Below are 2,954 nucleotides of genomic sequence, written 5' to 3'. Positions count from 1 at the left end.
CGCAGAACAGCGTACAGAGGCTTCTACGGGCGAAAACCTTCACAAGGTGGAACAATCTATCGCCGAGCAGGAAAAACAGCTGCAACAGCTCAAAAACGAGCAAATGCAGCTTTTGAGCCGTCAAAGGCTGGAACAGGCGGCGGAAAAGCGCCATGCCCGAAGCGCCGAGGAAATCGCGGACATTCAGAAGCGCTGGGACGAACGCAAGTCAAGGCGCAGGCTCAAGGAAGCCGCCGAACAGCGACATTCCCGCAGAACTTCGCAGGAAGCCGCAGCAATTCGCAAGGAATTGCAGGAAAGGCTTGATACGCGACAGACAGCGCACAGGCTTTTGCAGGACGCGAACGGCATCAAGGGCCTACCCGAAATGGACGAACTGGAAAAAGCCTTGCAGAAGGGCGGCAAACAGGCGTACAGCGACATGAAGAAGCTCTCCCGAAAGCTCGAAACAAGTCTGGGTACATTGAAGGGCTGCACGTATCTTGCAGACCCCATCCAGGCGGCAAGGGACTTCGACTATTCAACCGCCATCACCGTCAACGAATCCGTAAGAAAGAAGCTCGAAGGCATGGGCAGCTCGCTCGCAGGCAAAAAGCACGACCTGGAATTTGAAATCGACTGGGTTGAAAAGCACAAGAAGTACGCGAGCTGGAAGGTGGCACAGGACGCCTACAAGAAAGCCCTCGCCGAAGTGGAACGGCTCATCGACTGGGAAACGGAACTTGGCCGCGTGGACTCCATCAAGATATTCCTCAAGAATCACCCCAAGTCCGCAGTTCTGAAAAAACTCACCAGCGACATGGACGCGCTTATCGCCAAGGGCGACAACGCCGCGAAAACGGAAATCAAGGAACTGCTCAAGAAAGCGGAAACGAGAAGAAAGGAAATCGAATACAAGGAAGGACTCGAACGCCTCAAGAAAATCAAGGCTGGCATCAAGTCCGGCTCAAGCGTCCCGTTCTCGACAAACATCAGCATCGACGACCTTCGCGCCCTCAAGGGCGACAAGTTGCCTCCCACGCTCGGACACCTTGATACAGCCATCGAGAAATATAAGAAGGGACATTACTACGGCTCGGCGACAAAGAAACACGCCGCAGAAATCGAGGCGACGATGCGCGAGCTGTTCCAGAAGCACGACTTGGGGATGCACATAGAAGACGACCTGCTTGAAAAGGTTTTCAACAGCCATTTCAAAAACACCTTCGAGACAGGAAGCTCCGGCGGGTATAGCGGCCCGTCGCTAAACGCGGACGGTTCAATCAAGCAGAGCCATTTGAGACTATCCGCAGCACACAAGCTCTTTGACCTGGGTTCAACGGAAAAGGCGAACCAGCTCAATATCTCGCAGTACGAAAAGTACGGAAACCTTCTCGACCACGACAAACTACGAGAGGCGACGACGCACAACCGCGCCACCCAATACGGAAATGTCGCGGTACGTTTCAAGAAGGACAAAGTGACCTGCACATGGACGGCTGGCGACAGCCTAAGCGAAAGATACCAGCCCAGTCTCGTCACCGACCCGAAAGCGGTTTCCTACGACGACATGTATGAAAGCAAGCTGCCAGTGAAGGGAACGCAGACGAACGACATGACGAAATTCCGCAGCGACAACATCAGCAGCTATCTTGAACTGCAATTTCACGGCGATGTGACGGTCGATTGCGTGGAGTCGCTGACGTTCCCTTACGACCTAACAGAAAAGGCGAAGTCCAAGTATCTAGGCTTCGCCCAAAAGTGGAAATCCATCGGAACAGAGGTTTTTTACATAAAAAACGGCAAGCTGGAGAAGCTCTAGTTGCAGATTATTGTCTTTGCTTAGACAAGTATTCATTCAAGGCTTTATTGCAAGACCCATAGCTGGTATAACGCAATGAGCTAACTTGATTTGCTGGATTTTTAGTTCCTTCGAGCACGACTCTGTAATCCCCATAAAGTTCTATGCACTCGTATGCAACAGGAGTCTTTTTGCCATTTAAGTAATTATCCAAATCGCGATTGCAGGATTTATAGTTTGAGTAGCGTTTCGAGCTAACTTGATTTGCCGGATTTTTAGTTCCCGCAAGCACGACTCTAAAATCTCCATAAAGTTCTATGCACTCGTATTCAACGGGAGTCTTTTTGCCATTTAAGTAATTATCCAAATCGCGATTGCAGGATTTATAGTTTGAATAACGTTTTGAACTAACTTGATTTGCCGGATTTTTAGTTCCCGCAAGCACAACTCTAAAATCCCCGTAAAGTTCTATGCACTCATATTCAACGGGAGTCTTTTTACCATTTAGGTAATTATCCAAATCGCGATTGCAGGATTTATAGCTTGAGTAGCGTTTTGAGCTAACTTGATTTGCTGGATTTTTAGTTCCTTCGAGCACGACTCTGTAATCCCCATAAAGTTCTATGCACTCGTATGCGATAGGAGTCTTTTTACCATTTAGGTAATTTTCCAAATCACGATTGCAGGATTTATAGCTTGAATAACGTTTTGTACTGACTTGATTCGCTGTATTTTTAGTCCCTTCAATTACAACTCTATAATCTCCATAAAGCTCTATGCACTCATAATCCGTTGCATAAAGACAAGCAGATAAAAGGAGATACACTGAAAGAAATTTCTTTAGCATAAAGGGCCTTTATGACATTCAAGATTTAATCTTTGTCCCAATGGGGAAAACCAGCCGGGTCAACATAATCGCAGTCAATGACTTTATCTTGAGAATTCAAGTCTAAAGTTTGCTTTTTGACTTTCTTGACTTTGCATGGAACGTTATATTTTTCCATGAGCTTTTCCAAGTCTTTATCCATATATACCTTGTATGGAACGATGATAATAAATCTGCTCTTTCGGTTGCCCTTCAATCGCTATATCATAGTAACTGTGCGGTGTCATATATTTTTCAGTCAACGTGACAAAACAAGGGTGTTGCGTTGCAAAGACAAAAATTCCGCTT

General features: G+C 47.2%; 3 protein-coding genes and 1 pseudogene. 1 reads left to right on the top strand and 3 read right to left on the bottom strand.

Features of this window, described 5'->3' with window-relative positions; translation table 11 throughout:
• Positions 1-1,801, top strand: a 1,801-nt coding sequence (locus IKG78_RS10485) for a hypothetical protein (RefSeq protein WP_290943122.1), incomplete at its 5' end; no start/stop codon positions are given.
• 7 nt (positions 1,802-1,808) lie between these two features.
• Here IKG78_RS10485 and IKG78_RS10480 read toward each other — a convergent pair.
• The 3 genes and pseudogenes from IKG78_RS10480 to IKG78_RS10470 form a co-directional block, all read right to left on the bottom strand.
• Positions 1,809-2,627, bottom strand: coding sequence for a hypothetical protein (locus IKG78_RS10480; protein WP_073053485.1), 819 nt, complete (start codon positions 2,625-2,627; stop codon positions 1,809-1,811).
• Positions 2,628-2,652: 25 nt separating this feature from the next.
• Positions 2,653-2,808, bottom strand: coding sequence for a hypothetical protein (locus IKG78_RS10475; RefSeq protein ID WP_290932587.1), 156 nt, complete (start codon positions 2,806-2,808; stop codon positions 2,653-2,655).
• Positions 2,807-2,954: pseudogene (locus IKG78_RS10470) on the bottom strand (class I SAM-dependent methyltransferase); the annotation flags it as partial. The gene IKG78_RS10475 and the pseudogene IKG78_RS10470, both read right to left, overlap by 2 nt.

The organism is Fibrobacter sp. (assembly GCF_017545445.1).
GTDB lineage: Bacteria > Fibrobacterota > Fibrobacteria > Fibrobacterales > Fibrobacteraceae > Fibrobacter.
The sequence above is the reverse complement of the archived record's forward strand: the minus strand, read 5'-3'. Positions and strand labels throughout refer to the sequence as shown.